At 63.1% G+C, this 19,212-nt stretch carries 19 protein-coding genes; 12 read left to right on the top strand and 7 right to left on the bottom strand.

Going from position 1 to position 19,212, the window contains the following annotated elements:
- Window positions 1-6: 6 nt before the first annotated feature.
- Entirely contained in the window at window positions 7-825 is an 819-nt protein-coding gene (locus ACVOMB_RS12205) for a LytR/AlgR family response regulator transcription factor (protein ID WP_481531425.1), read from the bottom strand.
- A gap of 1 nt (window position 826) precedes the next feature.
- Window positions 827-1,903, bottom strand: a complete 1,077-nt coding sequence (locus ACVOMB_RS12210; RefSeq protein ID WP_481531426.1) for a sensor histidine kinase — start codon at window positions 1,901-1,903, stop codon at window positions 827-829.
- A gap of 254 nt (window positions 1,904-2,157) precedes the next feature.
- Here ACVOMB_RS12210 and ACVOMB_RS12215 point away from each other — a divergent pair, with 254 nt between their 5' ends.
- Window positions 2,158-2,484: a DUF2834 domain-containing protein gene (locus ACVOMB_RS12215; protein ID WP_481531427.1), complete on the top strand. Its 327-nt coding sequence runs from the start codon at window positions 2,158-2,160 to the stop codon at window positions 2,482-2,484.
- Window positions 2,485-2,965: 481 nt separating this feature from the next.
- Entirely contained in the window at window positions 2,966-3,358 is a 393-nt protein-coding gene (locus tag ACVOMB_RS12220) for a hypothetical protein (RefSeq protein WP_481531428.1), read from the top strand.
- A gap of 58 nt (window positions 3,359-3,416) precedes the next feature.
- On the opposite strand, the gene ACVOMB_RS12225 is transcribed toward ACVOMB_RS12220, so the two are convergent.
- Entirely contained in the window at window positions 3,417-4,547 is a 1,131-nt protein-coding gene (locus ACVOMB_RS12225; protein ID WP_481531429.1) for a serine hydrolase domain-containing protein, read from the bottom strand.
- Window positions 4,548-5,095: 548 nt separating this feature from the next.
- Here ACVOMB_RS12225 and ACVOMB_RS12230 point away from each other — a divergent pair.
- The 6 genes from ACVOMB_RS12230 to ACVOMB_RS12255 all read left to right on the top strand — a co-directional run bounded on the left by ACVOMB_RS12230 (window position 5,096) and on the right by ACVOMB_RS12255 (window position 12,679).
- Window positions 5,096-6,007 carry an STM4015 family protein gene (locus tag ACVOMB_RS12230; RefSeq protein WP_481531430.1) on the top strand — a complete coding sequence of 304 codons (912 nt, stop codon included), beginning with the start codon at window positions 5,096-5,098 and terminating at the stop codon, window positions 6,005-6,007.
- 22 nt (window positions 6,008-6,029) lie between these two features.
- Window positions 6,030-7,139 (top strand): STM4014 family protein, encoded by a 1,110-nt coding sequence (locus ACVOMB_RS12235; RefSeq protein ID WP_481531443.1) that lies wholly within the window; start codon window positions 6,030-6,032, stop codon window positions 7,137-7,139.
- On the top strand, window positions 7,132-7,947 hold the full coding sequence (locus ACVOMB_RS12240; protein ID WP_481531431.1) for an STM4013/SEN3800 family hydrolase: 816 nt from the start codon (window positions 7,132-7,134) through the stop codon (window positions 7,945-7,947). Before ACVOMB_RS12235 ends, ACVOMB_RS12240 begins: the two co-directional genes overlap by 8 nt.
- A complete protein-coding gene (locus ACVOMB_RS12245) occupies window positions 7,944-9,305 on the top strand; it encodes an STM4012 family radical SAM protein (RefSeq protein ID WP_481531432.1) in 1,362 nt (453 codons plus the stop codon). The genes ACVOMB_RS12240 and ACVOMB_RS12245 overlap by 4 nt, the downstream gene beginning before the upstream one ends.
- 7 nt (window positions 9,306-9,312) lie before the next feature.
- Window positions 9,313-10,158 (top strand): STM4011 family radical SAM protein, encoded by an 846-nt coding sequence (locus ACVOMB_RS12250; protein WP_481531433.1) that lies wholly within the window; start codon window positions 9,313-9,315, stop codon window positions 10,156-10,158.
- 475 nt (window positions 10,159-10,633) lie between these two features.
- Window positions 10,634-12,679 carry an alpha/beta hydrolase domain-containing protein gene (locus tag ACVOMB_RS12255; RefSeq protein WP_481531434.1) on the top strand — a complete coding sequence of 682 codons (2,046 nt, stop codon included), beginning with the start codon at window positions 10,634-10,636 and terminating at the stop codon, window positions 12,677-12,679.
- Window positions 12,680-12,754: 75 nt separating this feature from the next.
- On the opposite strand, the gene ACVOMB_RS12260 is transcribed toward ACVOMB_RS12255, so the two are convergent.
- The 4 genes from ACVOMB_RS12260 to ACVOMB_RS12275 all read right to left on the bottom strand — a co-directional run bounded on the left by ACVOMB_RS12260 (window position 12,755) and on the right by ACVOMB_RS12275 (window position 15,760).
- On the bottom strand, window positions 12,755-13,732 hold the full coding sequence (locus ACVOMB_RS12260) for a zinc-binding dehydrogenase (protein ID WP_481531435.1): 978 nt from the start codon (window positions 13,730-13,732) through the stop codon (window positions 12,755-12,757).
- A gap of 199 nt (window positions 13,733-13,931) precedes the next feature.
- The gene (locus ACVOMB_RS12265; RefSeq protein WP_481531436.1) at window positions 13,932-14,342 is read right to left on the bottom strand and encodes an organic hydroperoxide resistance protein; all 411 of its coding nucleotides are present in this window, start codon (window positions 14,340-14,342) and stop codon (window positions 13,932-13,934) included.
- A 91-nt stretch (window positions 14,343-14,433) separates the two neighbouring features.
- On the bottom strand, window positions 14,434-15,120 hold the full coding sequence (locus ACVOMB_RS12270) for a type 1 glutamine amidotransferase domain-containing protein (protein ID WP_481531437.1): 687 nt from the start codon (window positions 15,118-15,120) through the stop codon (window positions 14,434-14,436).
- Window positions 15,121-15,130: 10 nt separating this feature from the next.
- Window positions 15,131-15,760, bottom strand: a complete 630-nt coding sequence (locus ACVOMB_RS12275; RefSeq protein WP_481531438.1) for a TetR/AcrR family transcriptional regulator — start codon at window positions 15,758-15,760, stop codon at window positions 15,131-15,133.
- 531 nt (window positions 15,761-16,291) lie between these two features.
- Here ACVOMB_RS12275 and aroQ point away from each other — a divergent pair.
- The 4 genes from aroQ to accC are packed head-to-tail and all read left to right on the top strand — an operon-like array spanning window position 16,292 to window position 19,069.
- Entirely contained in the window at window positions 16,292-16,738 is a 447-nt protein-coding gene (aroQ, locus tag ACVOMB_RS12280) for a type II 3-dehydroquinate dehydratase (protein WP_293707546.1), read from the top strand.
- Complete coding sequence (locus ACVOMB_RS12285) at window positions 16,735-17,163, top strand: lysozyme inhibitor LprI family protein (protein WP_481531439.1); 429 nt, start codon at window positions 16,735-16,737, stop codon at window positions 17,161-17,163. The genes aroQ and ACVOMB_RS12285 overlap by 4 nt, the downstream gene beginning before the upstream one ends.
- Window positions 17,164-17,217: 54 nt before the next feature.
- On the top strand, window positions 17,218-17,691 hold the full coding sequence (gene accB / locus ACVOMB_RS12290; RefSeq protein WP_481531440.1) for an acetyl-CoA carboxylase biotin carboxyl carrier protein: 474 nt from the start codon (window positions 17,218-17,220) through the stop codon (window positions 17,689-17,691).
- A gap of 10 nt (window positions 17,692-17,701) precedes the next feature.
- Entirely contained in the window at window positions 17,702-19,069 is a 1,368-nt protein-coding gene (gene accC / locus ACVOMB_RS12295; RefSeq protein ID WP_481531441.1) for an acetyl-CoA carboxylase biotin carboxylase subunit, read from the top strand.
- Window positions 19,070-19,212: the final 143 nt, after the last annotated feature.

A 19,212-nucleotide genomic window follows, 5' to 3' on the forward strand; every position in this document is an offset into this window, starting at 1 on the left:
GAAGCGTTAAACGGCGGCCACCAACCGCCCGCCAATCACCCGCACCTTGTCGCGGTAGCTTCGCGACAGTTTGAGCTCATGGCCCGAGTCCAGCGCCAGGAAACACTCGCCATTGTGATGCGGTCGCAGAGCCTTGACCCGCTCCAGGTTGACGATGCTGGAGCGATGCACCCGCACAAACCGCCGCGGGTCCAGCCGCCGCTCCAGCTCCTGCATGGTGCTGCGCAGGACATGCGTTTCATCGTCGGTGTGCAGGCACATATAGTCGCCCGCCGCGTCGATCCAGCGGATCGTATCCAGTTCGATACGCAGCACGCGCTGACCATCGCGGATGCTCAACTTACCGCCAGCGCTTGCGTCCCCATCGAGCAGCAAGGAATCGAGCTGGGCGCGGGTGACATCCGGCAGCGTCGCCACCAGTTTGAGCAGGCGCTCGTAGTGATCCTCGGCCTTGCGTACCGCCAAGCGTGAGCGCGCACGCTGCATCGCCTCGTCCAGGCGCCGGTCGTCGATTGGTTTGAGCAGGTAATCCAAGGCACTGGCCGCGAACGCAGCCACCGCGTACTGGTCGTAGGCGGTCACGAACACGGTCAGCGGTACCTGCGTGGCCGGCAAGGCACGCAGCACGCCAAAGCCGTCCATTCCCGGCATCTGCACGTCGAGGAACATCAGCTGCGGGCGCAGCTCGGCAATGGCCTGCAGCGCCTGCCGGCCATTGCCGGCCTCGCCAACAATCTCCACGTCCGCATGGCGCTGCAGGTGCAGCTGAATCCCCCGCCGGGCCAGCGGCTCGTCATCCACGATCAGGGTGCGAATGGCGGCCATCTCAGGACACCGCCTCAATCGAGAACGGCAGGCACAGCCGTACATCAACACCACGTGGCTCGCAATTGCTCAGGCTCAGCTGGTAGCGGTCACCGTAGATGACACGCAGGCGCTCGCGCGTGTTCGCCAAGCCCACACCGGTGCCCGCCGCCGGTGGCGCAGCAGCGATACCCGGCCCGTCGTCGCGCAGGTGCAGCTCCAGCATGTCGTTCTTGCGCCGCGCGACCAGCACGATGTGCCCGCCTTCTTCATTGGCTGCAATCGCATATTTGATGGCGTTCTCCACCAAGGGCTGCAGGATCAGGCTGGGCACCAGCGCGTCGCCCGCATCAGGCTCGATATCCACCACGAAGGAAAGCCGCTCGCCGAAGCGCAGGCGCTCGATATCCAGGTACAGGTTCAGCACCTCCACCTCCTGCGCCAGCGCCACCGCCTGCTCCGGATCCGACTCCAGCGAATGGCGGAGGAAGGACGAAAGGTCACAGATCATGCGATAGGCTGTGTCGCGGCGATCATCCAACACCAGCGTGGCGATTGCATTGAGCGTGTTGAACAGAAAGTGCGGATTGAGCTGATAACGCAGCATCCGCAACTGCGCGGCATGCGCCGCATTGGCCGTGCGCAATGCCACTTCCTTCTGCCGCTGCAGCTGCTGGGCCAAGGTGATGCCGAAATACAGGCCGCTCCAAGCCAGCAGCAGATACAGCGACGTTCCGAAGTACCACATGTAACCCAACAGGTTACGGATCGTGCAGTTGTCGCAGTAGCGGAAGGTGATGGTGACGCTCAACTTCATATGGATCACGGCTGCCACGACCAGCATCAGCGCCGCCAGACCCAGCATCACCAGCGGCGGCTTGCCCCACAACCGGCGATAGCCCAGCCGCAGCACGCAGGTGATGGCGAACCCGCACAAAGCCACCAGCAGCGACGCGAACACATAGTCCAGCGACTTTCCGTCGCCCATTGCCGTGAGGAAATGCAGCACGAAGTAGGCGAACCAACCACCGATCTGCAACGGCCAGAAAAGACTCCGGGGCCGGGAAAGAAATGGCGTCGACGAAGCGGATGTACTCACAGGCAGGCTCGCCGGCAGGGACTTCACTATGCGCTGAAAGGGATTGGGTTTGGTAGGGCCTTGGCGCTTCCAAGCCGCCGGGGGAAATTGGGCGAGGTGTTCGTTGGTAAGAGCGTGGGGCCACGGATTCTGCCCCCCGGAAACAATTCCGGCCATGGAACGACCATTCCCCGTACTCAGCGGCTACCCGGCGTCCTTGAGCCAAGCGATAATCCCCCTTGAAGACAACCATCTGAACGCGCCCGGAGAGCAATATGCGGTTTTTTTACCTACTTCTCTGCATCATCGGCACAGCCTTGCCCCTGGCTCAGTTTGTCCCGTGGCTATCCGAAAACGGCCTCAATATACCGCTCCTGCTGCAGCAGGCGACCTCCAGCAACATTGCAGCCTTCGCCTGGGCAGATGTACTTGTCTCCGGACTAGCGACCATCACACTCATATGCGTTGAGGGCCGCAGACTGGGGATGCGGCGCCTGTGGTTGCCGTTGTCCAGCCTGGTGGTTGGCCCATCGCTCGCATTGCCGCTGTTCTTGCTATTGAGAGAGCAGCACCTAATGGATACGAAGACAACAGCTCGATAGTTCGCGGCGGCCAGCGGCCAGGACAAGCACAGGGGACTCAATTGATTTCTGCAATACGAGATCGCTTATGCGATGTCGAGGAACGTCAGAGTGACGGCGCCAAGGCATACCCATCCAATAATTGCTTCCGATAGCGGAATCAGGGTCCTACACGGAACCCGACGCGATACCCGCGTACGTCCTCGATCCACAACAGACACTGTCGCCGGTCCTTGTTCACAACCCCGGAGTTTGCACAGATTGACCTGGAGGCGGTGGTTTCTACAGATGGCTATCTGCTGGACTGACCGCCAACTCTTTGTTGCCGCGACGCTATTGCCGCGTTATCTGCGCAAATTGCCCCCACTTTCGACCTGGAGCGCGTGAGCCGGCTGGTCGAACCGGTACCATGATCTTGAACCACGGCGCTCATCTACATGCATCTGCTACAGCGCGGCGCGGAGTTGCTTACCAGCTCTGGCCCGAACCACTGGACTCACCAATGCGAATCAAACCATACAACTTGGCAACCCTCTTGCTGTTCGCGGTTGCCACGCCCGCTTTCGCCCAGACAACGATCTGCAAGGTCGAGGGAGATTCGACTGGCCCGGAGTTGATTTCCTGGAATCTCAAGACACAGCGGGCGGAGGTGAAGCTGCTGGGTGAAGCCCTGCAAGGAAAGGTCACTTGGCGCAGGAAGCACGATGATCTTGGCGACAAGGTCAACCTGAGCTTCACACCGGCTGATCCGCTGTTCGGCGATGAGTATGAATTCGTAGTGTTCCCGACGGAGAGTGGGCATCGGGTCATGGGTGTTGGCTACAAGTACTACAACGGCGTGAAATATCTCAATATCAGCCAAGGGAACTATGCGGCGGTTTGTAGTTCGCTGTAGTTCCCGGGGTTGAGCCCATGGCTGGCGCTGGTTCGCAGCGCCAGCACGGCTGAACTGCTTACTTCTGGCACACGCTGGCAGGGTCCGCCTTTGCCACATCGGCGCGCCATAGGCAGACGATGCGGTCCAGCGCCGAGCCGCTACGCGAGTTGCTGAAAAATACGATGCCATCACCCGTTGCGGGGCGCATCAGGAAGTTGGAGCGGAAGCCAGCCTGGTTACGCCCGTCATGACCGACGGCAACACTGCCATCGGCAAGGCGCTCGATGAAATGGCCCAACCCATACACCCCCTCGGTCGGCGTACGTGGCGTGCTCAGCTCCGCTGGCGTGTAGAGCTGTGAAAGCTGTGCTTGACCCAGTGGATGTGCGCCTCGACTACCCTGCATGCCTGCGATCATCCAACGCGAGAAGTCACTGACGGTGGTACTCAAGCCCGAAGGCGCCTGCTCGACGTAGTAGCGCATGGGCAGCGGGCTGCCATCATCACCATGTCCTTCCGCCCCACCTGCGATTGCCGCCGGGCTCATCGCAACGCTGGTATGCGTCATTTTCAGCGGTTTGAATACCAGTTCACGCGCCAGATCCTGGTATCTGCGCCCGGTGGTGCGCTCGATGGCCAACTGCAACAAGGTGTAGCCACCGCCGGAGTATTGAAACCTGCTACCGGCCGGAGCGATCAGCTCGACCGCACCGCGCCCGTTGGTCTGCCCGGCCAGCGATTGTTCGAGTGTTGGCAGCTCCTTGAAATCAAGCCAGCCCTGGTAGCCGCCAAGACTGGTGCCGGCGCTGTTGGAAAGCAGATGACGCGGCGTGATCTTGCGGTAGTCGTATGACGCTTGCGCCAGCGGCCATGGCGACACTAGATCTGCCACAGGTTGATCAAGCTGGATACGCCCCTGATCGGCCAGACGCATCGTTACCCAACTGGCGATGGGTTTTGACAGGGAGGCCGCGACGAATACGGTATCGGGCGTCACTGCCACCTTGCCAGCGTGATCGGCATAGCCAAAGCCCCGTGCATACGCCAGCTTGCCGTCGACGATCAGGCCGACCGCCATGCCTTGGATCTTGGCCTCCTGCATGATGGCAGGGACTTCGCGCTCGATGACCTGTGCAAAAGGCGGGAGGTTTTGTTTGGCGGCTTGGGGCGAGGCTTGGCTGCTGGTGCTGAACGCGACCAGGAGCATCAAGGCGAGGCTGGGCTTGATCCTTGCGTGCGGTTGACTGCGTGCTGGGTGTTGAAGGCGCTTGAGGTGCATGAGGTCGGTCTCTGCCTGGAATTTGTGAGCTACAACGGGATGCTTGAATGGATGGCGCATTCAGGGGCTGGGTGGTGGCAGCGGCCCGTGTGCCGTCGTGTGCAAGCTTCTCTCAGGCGATTGCTGTTGTAGCGCCCGTATCCGGTGAACAGCTCCAAAGGGCGGGTGAACGTCTCCGCGCTTTTGTGGGAGCGGCGTGAGCCGCGAAGCTGGGGATGATTGGGGTGCTGGTTCACTGCGAAGTGCACCCCTCCCCAACCCTCCCCAACCCTCCCCTGCGCGTTGCGCAAGGGAGGGGGCTCGAGCTTGCTTCGCTCTTTTAGCCTTACTGCTTTTCTTTGCGCTTGTTTGTTGCGCTACCACAGGATGATTGCGGAACGACTAACGCAGCCTGCGCTATCGCAAACGTGATGCCTTGCTGCCAGCATCACCAATCTCTCGGTTATGCTACGGCACCATTCCGGCAAGGACGTACCGTGACCATTGGCGAATACACGCAGGTTTATCGTGGCAAGAAAGTCGTCGACTTCAAGATGGGTGGCTCGGCCGTAGCTGGCGATGTCGCTTACCGCTTGATGCAGGAATACGACAGCGACGAGAGCCAGGAAGAACTGCTGGCCAACTTCTTCGAGCGGGTTGATCCGAAGTCGATTGAAGTGCTGGTCATCGGTGCATGGGATGAGGCTTCCAGTGATGGCCCGCAGGGCCTGATCGATGGACTGATTGCGCGCCGTGCCGAGCTGGGTAACCTGAAGGCGCTGTTCGTGGGCGACATGACCTTCGAAGACTGCGAGATGTCGTGGATCAACCAGATCTCCTACAACCCGCTGCTGGAGGCCTTCCCGGGCCTGGAATCGCTGCGTATCCGGGGCACCTCCGAACTTGAACTACAGCCCTTCGCGCATGCAGCGTTGCAGGAACTGGCGATCGAGAGCGGCGGCCTGCCGAACGAGATCGTCATTGCCATCGCCAACTCCACGCTGCCGGCGCTGCGCCATCTTGAGCTCTGGCTTGGCGATGACGGCTATGGCTTTGATGGCGATGTAGCGGTCTACCAGCACCTGTTGTCGGCGATCGGGCCGGAGCGCCTGCAGTATCTGGGCCTGCGCAATTCCTTGATCAGCGACGAGTTGGCCGTGTGGCTGGCCGGTGAGCCGTGGCTGGGCACGCTGCAGACGCTGGATCTGTCGCTGGGCACCATCGGCGATGTCGGCGCGCAGGCGCTGTGCGAGAGCCCTAATCTCGGCAACCTGCAGCGCATCGACCTGAGCCACCACTACATTTCCGAGGCCTGGCAGCAGAAGCTGCAGGCGCTGCCGTGCACCGTGGTGCTGGACGACCCGGAAGAAGAAGACGATGGCGACCGCTACGTGGCGGTGTCCGAGTAAGGCGAAGATGGCCAATTGGCTGTTGATCGGCCCGCGCGGCAGCCGCCGTATCGCGTGGCTGCAACGTGCCCTGCATGATCAGGGCGCGCCTGCCGCGCATGTGTTCGACTACGAAACCCTGCTCGCCGAGCCTGCGCGGCTGCTTGAAGCACTCGCGCAGGCGCCCGGTGCGATCGTCAAGCTGGAATCACCGGGCGAAGCACCTGAGCTGCACCAGGCATTGGTGCGGCGCGGCTGGGAATTGTCAGGTGCTGCCGGGCATGCCCCGATGCCGGCCGCGCATGGCGAGCTGGTACATCAGCAGTTCTGGTATGCCGGCTTTGCCGATGTACTGGCTTCGCTTCCGGCGGGGCCGCGCTACCTCAATGCACCGGCCGATCTGGCCTGCATGTCGGACAAGCTCCGCTGCCAGCAAGCGCTTGCCGATGCGGGCGTGGCGGTGCCGCCGTTGTTCAGTGCGATCAGTGGGTATGAAGACCTGTGCGCGCGGCTGCGCGATTCCGCCTGCGAGCGTGTCTTCATCAAGGCCCGCTACGGTTCGTCTGGTGCCGGGGTGCTGGCTTACGCGCGCAACCGCGATGGGCGCGAAGTGGCCTATGGTTCAGCGGAACTGGTGGAGCAGGACGGCCGCTGGCGGGTGTTCAATTCGCTGCGGCAGCGTCGTTACGACCGCCACCGCGATATCGCCCGATTGGTGAACCTGCTGGCCGAGCAAGGCGCCTACATCGAACGCTGGATTCCCAAGCCCACCGTGCCGGGCAGCGATGGCCGCCGCTATGACGTGCGCGTGGTCGCGCTGGATGGCCAGCCACGGCAGCGGGTGGCACGGATGAGCGCGGGCGCGCTGACCAACCTGCACCTGGGCAATGCACGCACGCAGTTGGAAGCATTGTTGAATGCCGATGCCATCACTCATCTGCAAGCAGCCACGGCGAAAGCCGCGGCTGCATTCCCCGCCTGCCGCATGATCGGCTTCGACCTGATCGTGCGCGGCACGCGCAGTTGGGTGCTGGAAGCCAATGGCTTCGGCGACCTGCTGCTGGACCTGCGCCATGCCGGGCGCACCACCTACGAAGACCAGGCGCTGTTGCCGCCTGCGCGTTCTGCCATCAATGAGTACACCCATGCTTGAGACCAGCTTGCCCGACATGCACCGCATCGTCGGCAGCCATGACGTGGTGATGATCACCCTAGATGCCCTGCGCTTCGATGCGGCCCAGCGCTGCTTCGAGCGCGGCGAGTTGCCGGTGCTCGCGCCGCACTTGCCGGCCACCGGCTGGGACCTGCGACATACGCCGGGCAGCTTCACCTATGCGGCGCACTCAGCGTTCTTTGCCGGCTTCCTGCCCACGCCTGCGCGGCCGGGTCCGCATCCGCGCCTGTTCGCGCTGGAGTTTGAAGGCAGCGAGACCATCGTGCCGGAAACCTTCGTGTTCTCCGGCCGTGCCAACATCGTCGGCGGCTTCCGTGACCAGGGCTACCGCACCATCTGCATTGGCGGCGTTGGCTTCTTCAACCGTCGCAATGCGCTGGGCTCGCAACTGCCGGGCCTGTTCGAGGAAAGCCACTGGCAGCCGGAGCTCGGCGTGACCGCGATCGACTCTACTGAGCGTCAGGTGGCACTGGCCTGCGAGCGCCTGCAGGCAGCGGGCGACCAGCGCTGCTTCATCTTCATCAATGTCTCGGCCATCCACCAGCCCAACCGGCATTACCTGCCCGGCTGCGACGCTGATGGACTGGACAGCCACTGCGCCGCGCTGCGCTACGTTGATGGCGAGTTGGCGGCGTTGTTAGCGGCCTTGCGCGCGCGCGGGCCAGCCTTCGTGATCATCTGTTCCGACCATGGCACCGCTTACGGCGAGGATGGCTTCCACGGCCATCGGCTCGCCCACGAGACGGTAATGAACGTCCCCTATGCGCATTTTGTGTTGAGCCCATGACCGCCCATCGATTGTCCGAGCTGCTGCAGCTCGAGCCCTACCAGGCCTATTCGTACTCGTACCCACACAAGTCCGCATACCGGCCGATCACACAGCCGCCACTGCTTGCCGATGCATGGGCGAGTGAGCCGCGTGATGCGTTGTTCCTGTACCTGCACGTGCCGTTCTGCAGCTACCGCTGCGGCTTCTGCAACCTGTTCGCGATGGCGCGGCCGGCGCCGGCGCAGGTGGAGGCCTATCTGGCACAGATGGAGAAGCAGTTGCGGGTGACCGCTGAGGCTTTGGGCGAGCACCGCTTCGTGCGCTTCGCGCTGGGCGGCGGCACGCCTACCTATCTGGATGCGCCGCAGCTGCAGCGGCTGTTCGACTTCGTGCAGCGCCACGCCAATATCGACCTGCATTCGATTCCCGCAGGCATCGAGGTGTCGCCGGAAACCGTGGACGCGGCGAAGATGAAGATCTGCCGCGACGCCGGTATTGACCGCGTCAGCATGGGCATCCAGAGTTTCAGCGATGCCGAAGTACGCTCGCTGGTGCGTCCACAGCAACGCGCGGTGGTCGAGGAAGCCATCGCGCAGATACGTGCAGTGGGCATCCCAACGCTCAACCTGGACCTGATCTACGGCATCGCCGGGCAGACCGTAGCCAGCTTCCTGACCTCGATCGACAGCGCCCTCGCCTTCCAGCCGGAAGAGCTGTACCTCTACCCGCTGTACGTGCGCCCGCATACCGGGCTGGACCGCATCGGTGCGAAGGAAGGCGGCAAGCGCTCCTTCGTCATTCATCCCGAGTCGGTGGACAACCGGCTGGCGCTGTATGAAGCCGGCCGCGAGCGCCTGCTTGCCGCGGGCTATGAGCAGGTATCGATGCGCATGTTCCGCGCGGCGAACGCGCCGGATTCCGGTGGGCCGGCCTACTGCTGCCAGAGCGACGGCATGGTCGGCATCGGCTGCGGCGCCCGCTCGTATACCAGCGGCCTGCACTACTCCAGCGAGTACGGCGTCAGCCGCAGCTCGGTGGCGGACATTCTTGCGCATTACCTGGAACGCGATGAGGCCTCCTTCGCCCACATCGATTATGGCGTGCGGCTGGATGAGGATGAGCGCCGTCGCCGCTTCGTGATCCAGTCACTGCTGGCGCAGCCGGGCCTGGATCTCGCGCAGTACCGCGAGCGCTTCGGCACGGAGTGCTTCGAAGATCTGCCGCAGCTGGGCGAGCTGTTAGAGCAAGGATTGGCCACGCGCGAGGATGCACTGGTTGCGTTGAACGACACCGGGCTTGCCCGTGCCGACACCATTGGCCCGTGGCTGATCTCCGCCGGCGTGGCCGAGCGCATGCGCGACTACCAGCTGGATTGAGCCGCGCATGCATCTTTCCATCCTCTATCGCGGCCGGCTGAGCAGTTGCAATTACGACTGCCCGTACTGTCCCTTCGCCAAGACCTACGACACCCGCGCCGCCCTGCGCCGGGATGCCGAGGACCTTGCGCGCTTTGTCGACTGGGCGCAGCAGCAGACGATGGAGCTGTCGGTGCTGTTCACGCCGTGGGGAGAAGGACTGGTGCGCCGTCACTACCGCGAGGCGATGGTGCAGCTGAGTCACATGCCGCACGTCCGCCGCGTGGTGATACAGACCAACCTGTGCATAGCCACGCGCTGGCTGGACGACGTCAATCTCGACAGCTTCGCGCTGTGGTGCACCTATCACCCGGGGCAGGTAAGCCGCGCCGCCTTCCTGGCCCGCTGCAATGAACTGGCCCGGCGCGGCGTGCGTTACACGGTTGGCATGGTTGCGATGCGTGAGCATCTGGAAGAGATCCAGCTGCTGCGCGGTGAACTGCCAGACAAGGTGCCGATGTGGATCAACGCTTATGACGAGCGGCCTGTGGGTTACTACAGCGATGCCGAGATCCAACAGCTACAGCGCGTGGACCCGCACTTCCAGTTCAACCTCGAACCCTCGGCCAGCCTGGGCGCACCCTGCTTCACCGGCGAGAACGTGGTGTCAGTGGATGGCGACGGCAACGTAAAGCGCTGCCATTTCGTCGCCGAGCCGCTGGGCAATCTATATGACGGCAGCTTTGCGGCCCAGCTGCGTCCGCGCGGCTGCCCGAACCAGCGCTGCGATTGCTATATCGGCTACGCGCACCGCAAGGACCTGCCGTTCCAGCGGGATTATCCTGCGGGTGTGCTGGAGCGGTTTCGGGGTTAACGGCATAACCGGGGTTACGTCGCATTCGATGTGAGTTGATAGGTCATCAGTCATGGGCTTTGGCATATTGACGGCCAGAAATCCCGTGTTATGGTCAACTACAACACCAACTCACAGGAGGTGCCCAAGAAGTCCATGCAACCGCAGCGCCCTCCGTGTTTCGGCCACCGCCAATCGCTCGCAGCGCGGGACGATGGCAGGTTCGCTTTCGGTTACTAAACAGTCGGGCAGAAAGCGTCGGAATGCCCTGCTTTGGGCTTGCGACTGCACAGCTGTTCTCCAGAACGCTTTCAAACAGTTCCGCGACGCAACGCAAGCCTGTTTTCCCTGCACGTACTGCGTAGAACCACACTTCCCCCGCGTCGACTTCGGGCCACTTCGTACAACACCGCACACCTCTTCTCGCCAGCCATACCGGCCGTCGTTATAGATCCCATGTGCCTGCGATTTCTGCATTCAATCAAACGAGATCATCATGCTGAAGTACGTCGCATTGCTTGCCGGCATCCTTGCCACACCGCTGGCACGCGCCGAGGTCATATCGATCGAGGTTGTCAGCCGGCAGCCGTGGGTGAACGGACAAGCGTTCGACCGAGTTGGCGCGTATGAAGTGCTACAGGGCGTCGTTCACTACGCCATTGATCCCCGTAGTACCTCGGCCCGCGATGTCGCCGACATCCGCCATGCGCCCCGTAATGCGCGTGGGTTGGTCGAATATTCCGGTCCGTTTGTGATGATTCGCCCGGTCGACGCCGCGCGTGGAAATCACACCACGCTGGTGGAAGCAAGCAATCGCGGCCGGACCGAAATGGACGGCCTTTTCTTTGAAACCGAAGACGGGCTGGATTTGATGTCGCCCGACAAGGTCGAGAAATTGGCGGACCCGACGTTCTTCAAGCTGGGCTATTCGCTGGCGTGGGTCGGATGGCAGGCCCGCTTGGATGCGGATCAGTTTGGCCTGCAGGTCCCAGTGGCACGTGTGCACAGCGCTGTGCGAGCTACCTTCGCCGCTGACGAGATGGCGGCCGATCAAAAGACCTTCGATCTCACAGCCAACGGTTTTTATTGTGCTTACGACGCCAAGCAAGCCAAGGCCGCGCTGCGTTTGCACGAAAGCTTCGACGACCCAGGAACCATGCTGCCACGTGATGCATGGCGTTTCGGCGCTGCAACCAGCGACGCAACGGCCGATCCACGCTGCTCCATCACACTGAACACCCCCGCGGCGAAAGATGCTTACTTCAGCCTTGTGTACGAAGGCGAGAATGCGCCTGTCATGGGGCTTGGCCAGGCTGCGTTTCGTGATTTCGCCGCGCACCTCAAGAACCGCGAGATCGCGTCCGAACTGAACAATCGCGCCGATGATGCGGCAGCGGTCTTCGCCTATGGCTACTCGCAAGGCGGCCGCTTTCTACGGGACTTCATCTATCGCGGGTTCAACACCGGCGCAAACGGCCAGCGTGTGTTCGACGGCATGCTGATCACCACGGCCGGCGCGGGACGGGGCTCCTTCAATCACCGCTACGCACTGCCTGGCGAGGCCGGAAGCTCGGTGATGAGCAATCTGCGCGCGGTTGATCTGTATCCGTTTGCAGACACCCCGACGCCTGACATCGACGGCAGCGGCCATGCCGGCTTGTTGGATCGTGCGGTACACGACAACACCGTGCCGAAGATCATCTACATCATCAGCAGCTCCGAGTACTGGGCGCGCAACGCCTCGCTGCTGCAGACCACCACCGATGGCAGCCAGCCGGTCGCGTTGGGCACGGACAGCCGCCTGTATTTCTTCGCGGGCGTTCCGCACGCACTGCGCACACCAGGCAGCTTTACCAAGGCGGGCAAAGACGCCGCCTACCCTTACAACGCAAACGTCGACCTTGCCGACGGCATGAACGCTCAACTCGAAAATCTCAGGACGTGGACGCTCGATGGGCGTGCTCCGCCGCCCTCGATTGCACCGGTTCCGGGCACTACCTTGGTTGCAGCATCGCAGACTGGGTTCCCAACCATCCCAGGTATCCGCGTACCAAGCAGTCCGCCGCCGCTTTGGCAGATCCAGCTGGGTGCTGACTACGCACGCAACGGCATCATCAGCGAGCCGGTCCGCGTCGGCCGCGCTTATCCGCTGCTGGTGCCTGCCGTCGATAGCGACGGTAACGAGCTGGGCGGCTGGCGCGGTGCCATGTCGTCGGTGCCGCTTGGCACCTTCACCGCATGGAATTGGAAGTCGCCGGAACTTGCACGTTTCGGCTACATCTCCGGGCTCAATGGCGCGTTCATTCCGTTTGCGCGAACACGTGCGGAGCGCGTGGCCGCAAATGATCCGCGCCGTTCCGTTGAAGAGCGTTATGGCAACCGCGACGGCTTCATGAAAGCCGCCGCCGCTGCCATCGACAACGCCATCGAGAAGCGATTCCTGCTGGCAATGCAACGCGAGGACATCCTGGCAAAGATGGGCAGGAACTGGGACGAGGTGATGGCGTTCGATTGGTACCTGGGCAAGCGAGAGACGAAGTAACATCGCGACCCTGCTGGTAAAGGCCTCGCACCGTGATGCGAGGCCTTTGCTTCTCTACCTTTCAACGCTGTCCACTCAAGGCTTCAACATAACCTTTCCGGTCTTGCCCGGCAGCAAGCTGGCGGTCACTGCTTCGGCAACATCACCCAGCTCGTAGATCGCCTGCACCGGCAGCTGCAATTCGCCGCTCAGCACTCGCTGCAGCAGCTCACCAACCAAGCGCCGCTTGTTCTCCACCGACATCTGCTGGCTTACCTTGCTGCCCCAGAAGCCCTTCACTGTGGCCTGCTTGAAGATCAGGTCGCCGGAGGGAATCTGCATGGCTTCGCCGGCCATGGTGCCGAACGAGACCAGCGTGCCGTTGTCGCCGAGCAGTGCCACCAGATCCGCGCTGGCCTGACCGCCGATGGAGTCGACTGCTGCGTGTGCGAGCTTGTCGCCGAGCAATGCCTGTGCGCGCGACTTCCAGTCCGACTGTGTTGTCGACAGCACGTTGTTGATACCAAGTGCCTTGAGTTCATCGACACCTGCATCGCGACGCACGAGTCCGAGCACGTGCACACCGCGCGCGGCGGCGAGCATGGCCAGGGTCTTGCCGACGGCGCCGTTGGCGGTGTTCTGCACGATCCATTGGCCAGGTTCGGCCTGCAGGAATTCCAGCAGCATCAGCGCGCTCAGCGGCATGGCGATCAGCTGTGCTGCGGCTTCATCGGCGATGCCGTCCGGCACTGGAATGACCATGCGTGCGGGGGCGATGAAGTATTCGGCCCAGGTGCCGTGCACCGAGGCGGCCATGACGCGCTGGCCGATGGTGATGCCTTCGACGCCCTCGCCCAGTGCTTCAACGATGCCTACCGCTTCGCTGCCGCCGATGGCTGGCAAAGTTGGCTTGTAGCCGTACTTGCCGCGTACGGTCCACAGGTCGTGGTTGTGGATGGGCGCAAGCAGGGTCTTGATCCGTACTTCGCCGGGGCCGGGCTGGGGGATGGGGCTGTCGCCCAAGGCCAATACGTCGGCTGGTTCACCGAAGGTGGTGTGGATGGCGCTGCGCATGTTTGTCTCCTGTTGAGAGGGGAGGAATCCTGGTCAGAGCCCGGGCATCGGTCTTTTGTGGGAGCGGCGTCAGCCGCGAAGCAAGCACATATTCAGGTGACACAGATACCAGTCGCGTAAGCAGCGTCAGCTTCGCGGCTGACGCCGCTCCCACAAGTATTTACTCGCGCTACCCACTGATCTGGCTTTGATTCCGGAATCAGACAGCGGTTACGTGCAGGCGAACATCAACATTCCCGCGCGTAGCGTTGGAGTACGGGCAGATCTTGTGTGCGGCTTCGACCAGTCGCTGGGCATCGGCCTGCTGCAGGCCCTTCACTTCTACGTGCAGGTCGATATCCAGCGCGTAGCCGCCTTCGGCGGTCTGGCCGATGCCGACTTCCACCGAAGTGGCGGTGCCGGCCGGCTGCAACTGCAGCTGCTTGGCGGCTACTGGCAAGGCGTTGTCGAAGCAGGCGGCGTAGCCGAGGGCGAATAGCTGTTCGGGGTTGGTGCCGGCCTTGTTGGAGCCTGGCAGTGCCAAGTCGAAGCCGAGGGTGCCGTCGTCCAATGCGGTGCGGCCGGCGCGGCCACCGGTGGCAGTCGCGCGGGTTTTGTAGAAGATCTTCATTGCCGATTCCTTGGTATAGGTACGTCTGTCGGATGCAAATTTGGGGGCGTTGTTGATCGCTTGTTTCCCGGGTGCGCTTCGCTTACCCGGGCTACGGGGCTCCGGCCAGTTGTGCGAGCAGCGCTTTGGCCACGGCTTCAGAGCTGGCCGGGTTCTGGCCGGTAACGAGGTGGCCGTCACTGAGTACGTAAGGCGCCCAATCTTGCCCCTTGCTGTAATCACCGCCGAGGCGGGTGAACTCGTCTTCGATCAGGAATGGCACCACCGCGCTCAGGCCGATGGCGTCTTCTTCGCTGTTGGAAAAGCCGGTGACCTTGCGGCCAGCAACCAGTGGCTTGCCGTCGGCAGCACGGGCGGCGATCAGCGCGCCGGGTGCATGGCAGACCAGACCCAGCGGCTTGTTGGCGCGGTCGAAGGTTTCGATCAGGGCAATGGAATCGGCATCGCGGGCCAGATCCCACAGCGGGCCGTGGCCGCCGGGGTAGAACACCGCATCGAACTTGGCGGCGTCGATCTGCTTCAGCGGCAGCGTGGTGGCCAGCTGCTGCTGGGCATCAGGGTCGCTGCGGAAGCGGTCGGTGGCGGCGGTCTGTGCATCGGGCTCGTCGCTGCGTGGGTCCAGCGGCGGTTGGCCGCCAGCCGGCGATGCGAGGGTGATGGTGGCGCCGGCATCCTTGAACACGTAGTACGGGGCGGCGAACTCTTCCAGCCAGAAACCGGTCTTGTGCCCGGTGTCGCCGAGCTGGTCGTGCGAGGTCAGTACGAACAGAACATTCATGGCATTGCCTTCAATTGGTGGGGGGAGAGGCTGCGACGGTGTTGCCGCACAACAGCAGGTGTTCGGTGGCTTCGCGCGCCTGTTGCAGCGGCAGGCGGTCCTGGCTGAGCTTGGACAGCAGGGCCGCACCCAGCCACATCTGGTACAGCACGCGGGCGACATGCAGGGCGGGTTTGCCGTTCGGCAGCGAGCCGTCGGCGCGACCTTCTTCGACCAGCGCGGCAATGCGCTGCAGCAATCGTTGTACGCCTTGATCGAGCACGCGGCGCATGTCTTCGGAAAGGTCGGACACTTCAGCGGCCAGCTTCACCACCAGGCATTCCTCGGCCCAACCCTGCGCCGGGTCGGCCGGGTCACGCGCCCAGGCGTCCCAGTAGCGCATCAGGCGTTCGCGGCCGTTGCCGTCGTCGGCCAGAAGCAGCTCTAGCTTGCGCCCGTAGTCGTCTACGTACTGTTGCAGCAGCTCGCAGCCGAACACTTCCTTTGACGCGAAGTAGTGATAGAACGAGCCCTTGGGTACGGCGCAGGCCTTGAGGATTTCCTGCAAGCCGAGAGCGGCGAAGCCCTTCTGCAGGACCAGCCGATAACCGGTGTCCAGGATGTGCTGGCGGGTGGCTTGGGCTTTGGGGGATAGGTTCATGGTGTGGAGCTTATTACAAATAGACCGGTCGTCTATTAACCGTCGATTACTGGCAGTTGTGGCTGGGCGCCGAGCAAAGATGGGGCATGGGGCCCTTGCCGCCCTTCTCCCGCTTGCGGGAGAAGGTGCCCCGGAGGGGCGGATGAGGGGAGCTTTGGCTTTGGCTTCATCGTCCGAAGCCAGGCGCAGATGGTTTCCCGCAAATCAAAGATGACTGCTTCGCTCTGCCCTCACCCCAACCCCCCTCCCGCGGGCGAGAGAGGGGCTCTTGTCGTCGCGGCTTCCTGGGAAGGGCCAACTTCGCTCATTTCCTCGCAAGTTCCGCGCATCACGCCAAAGCGCAGCTTTTGGCTCGGGCATGGCAAGCACCCCTTGCCGCTATCCCATACAAGCCAAAGGCACTGGCCCACAAGCTGCCCCGGCATAGCTCTAAAATTCAAACAAACGATTCAAACACTGCTAATTTCGCCGAACTGGACAGCATTCCCCGCTTCCCTCACACTGCCGCCCTTCCCCGCCGACCCTTGGCACATGGCAAAACTGCTGGTCCTTCACGGCCCCAACCTCAACCTGCTGGGCACCCGCGAGCCCGACGTCTACGGCCACACCACCTTGGCCCAGATCGACGCTGCGCTCGCCGCACAGGCACAGGCACAGGGGCACCAGAGCGAACACCTGCAGTCCAACGCCGAGCATGTGCTGGTGGACCGGGTGCAGGCTGCGCGCGCCGATGGAACCGCTTTCATCCTGATCAACCCCGCCGCCTTCACCCATACCTCGGTGGCCTTGCGCGATGCGCTGGCCGGGGTGGCGATTCCGTTCATCGAGATCCACCTGTCCAATCCGCATGCGCGCGAGCCGTTCCGCCAGCACAGCTACCTGAGCGACAAGGCGGTGGGCGTGATCTGCGGCTTCGGCGCCGACAGCTACCGCTATGCGATGGACGCCGCACTGGCCCGCGTGGGAGCGGCTGCGTGAACACGCTGCCACGGTTGCTGACGGGTATGGCCGTGGTGTGCCTGCCGCTGGCAGCTGCCCATGCGCAGAACCTGGACCGCGCCGCCGAAGGCATCGACTGCGCGAATGTGACCAGCATGATGGAGAGCGATCTGTGCGCATCCGACCGTGCCAGCGATGCCGACGCACTGTTGAACACCACTTACAAGCAGGCCCGCCGCCAGCTGCAGCAGCAGGCCGCCGATGGCAGCTGCACGCATTGCGGCGCCGCCGAGCAGCAGTTGATCGAGGCACAGCGCGCCTGGATCCAGCTGCGCGACAAGGACTGCGACGCGGTCTACGCCTTCAATGCCGATGGCACCTCGCGCAATGGCGCGAAGATGCACTGTCTTACCACCCACGCGCAGGACCGTACCCGGCAGCTGCGCGATTTCTACGAACTTTGACCCGGGCGCACCGCGCCTACTCCTTACTGACTTACTGCAACCAAAGAGGCCCTCATGGATCTGCGCAAAATCAAGAAGCTCATCGACCTGCTGGAAGAGTCGAACCTGGCTGAAATCGAGATCAAGGAAGGCGAAGAGTCCGTACGCCTGTCGCGTAACCCGGTTGGCACCTACGTCCCCGCGCCGGCACCGGTCTATGCCGCTGCCCCGGTTGCTGCCCCGGCCATGCCGATGAGCGGCCCGACCGAAGCCTCCACCGGCGGCACCGCCAAGCCGGGCAACGCCCTGCCGGAAGGCCATGTGCAGCGCGCGCCGATGGTCGGCACCTTCTACTCCTCGTCCTCGCCGGACAAGCCGGCCTTCGTCAGCGTCGGCCAGACCATCAAGGCTGGCGAAACCCTGGCCATCATCGAAGCGATGAAGATGTTCAACCCGATCGAGGCCGAAGTGTCCGGCACCGTGGTGGCCATCCTCGGCGAGAACGGCAGCCCGGTTGAATTCGACCAGCCGCTGTTCGTGATTGCCTGAGGCGCCGGCCATGCTGGATAAAGTCGTCATCGCCAACCGGGGTGAAATCGCGCTGCGCATCCTGCGCGCGTGCCACACCCTCGGCATCCGCACGGTCGCGGTGCACTCCACCGTTGACCGCAATCTCAAGCACGTGGCCATGGCCGACGAGTCGGTCTGTATTGGTCCGGCACCGTCGTCGGAAAGCTACCTCAACATCCCGGCGCTGATCGCCGCGGCCGAGGTCACCGACGCGCAGGCCATCCATCCGGGTTACGGCTTCCTGTCCGAGAACGCCGACTTCGCCGAGCGCGTGGAGCAGTCCGGTTTCATCTTCATCGGCCCGCGTGCGGAAACCATCCGCCTGATGGGCGACAAGGTTGAAGCCATCCGCGCGATGAAGGCCGCCGGCGTGCCGTGCGTGCCTGGTTCGGGCGGCCCACTGGGCGAAGACATCGTCGCCAACACCAAGATCGCCCGTGAGATCGGTTACCCGGTCATCATCAAGGCCTCCGGTGGCGGTGGCGGCCGCGGCATGCGCGTGGTGCATGCCGAGGGCGCGTTGAAGGCCTCCATCGAGACCACCAAGTCCGAAGCCAAGGCGGCGTTCGGCAATGGTGAGGTCTACATGGAGAAGTACCTGGAAAATCCGCGTCACGTGGAAATCCAGGTGCTGGCCGACGGCCAGGGCAACGCCATCCACCTGGGTGAGCGCGACTGCTCGATGCAGCGTCGCCACCAGAAGGTGGTGGAAGAAGCACCGGCACCGGGCATCACCTCCGAGCTGCGCGAGCAGATCGGCAAGGTCTGCGTGGAAGCCTGCGTGCGCATCGGCTACCGCGGCGCCGGCACCTTCGAGTTCCTGTTCGAAGACGGCAAGTTCTACTTCATCGAAATGAACACCCGCGTGCAGGTGGAACATCCGGTGACCGAGATGGTGACCGGCATCGATCTGGTTGCCGAGCAGCTGCGTATTGCCTCCGGCCAGAAGCTGACCATCAAGCAGAGCGACGTGGTGCTGCACGGCCACGCGATCGAATGCCGCATCAACGCCGAGGATGCGGAAACCTTCATTCCCAGCCCCGGCCTGATCACCGGCTTCTATCCGCCGGGTGGCCCGGGTGTGCGCGTTGATACGCACATCTATGCCGGCTACAAGGTGCCGCCGAACTACGACTCGATGATCGGCAAGCTGATCGTGCACGGCCCGGACCGCGACACCGCCATTGCCCGCATGCGGGTGGCGCTGAGCGAGATGGTGGTGGACGGCATCAAGACCAACGTCGCGTTGCAGCAGCGGATCATGCGCGACCAGGGCTTCCAGGCCGGTGGACAGAACATCCACTATCTTGAAAAGCGTCTGGCCGAGCGCAAGACCCGCTCGATCGCGTTGACCTGATCGAAGGCGGTTGCCGGGCAACGCCCGGCATCTGCTTCCTGTAGTGGGGGGGGGGGGGGGGGGGGGGGGGGGGGGGGGGGGGCGGCGGGGGGGGCGGCGGCGCGCCGAGCGACGCGGCGACACGAGGCCGCCCAGCAGCGGCG

This window comes from Stenotrophomonas sp. STEN018 (assembly GCF_056760235.1).